1 rRNA gene is annotated in these 697 nt (G+C 51.9%); it reads right to left on the bottom strand.

Features of this window, described 5'->3' with window-relative positions:
* A 23S ribosomal RNA gene (locus KW850_RS32610) occupies positions 1 to 697 on the bottom strand; the annotation flags it as partial.

The raw sequence follows: 697 nt of genomic DNA on the forward strand, positions 1-697 counted from the left end.
CGCCCTATTCAGACTCGCTTTCGCTGCGGCTCCGTCTCTTCAACTTAACCTTGCATGGGATCGTAACTCGCCGGTTCATTCTACAAAAGGCACGCCATCACCCATGAACGGGCTCTGACTACTTGTAGGCACACGGTTTCAGGAACTATTTCACTCCCCTTCCGGGGTGCTTTTCACCTTTCCCTCACGGTACTGGTTCACTATCGGTCACTAGGGAGTATTTAGCCTTGGGAGATGGTCCTCCCTGCTTCCGACCGGATTTCACGTGTCCGGCCGTACTCAGGATCCACTCAGGAGGGAACGAAGTTTCGACTACAGGGTTTTTACCTTCTCTGACGGACCTTTCCAGGTCGCTTCATCTACCCCGTTCCTTTGTAACTCCATGTTGAGTGTCCTACAACCCCAAGAGGCAAGCCTCTTGGTTTGGGCTATGTCCCGTTTCGCTCGCCGCTACTCAGGGAATCGCGTTTGCTTTCTCTTCCTCCGGGTACTTAGATGTTTCAGTTCCCCGGGTATGCCTTCAATACCCTATGTATTCAGGTAAAGATACTGTTCCATTACGAACAGTGGGTTTCCCCATTCGGAAATCTCCGGATCAAAGCTTACTTACAGCTCCCCGAAGCATATCGGTGTTAGTCCCGTCCTTCATCGGCTCCTAGTGCCAAGGCATTCACCGTGCGCCCTTTCTAACTTAACC

The organism is Bacillus sp. sid0103, assembly GCF_019219025.1.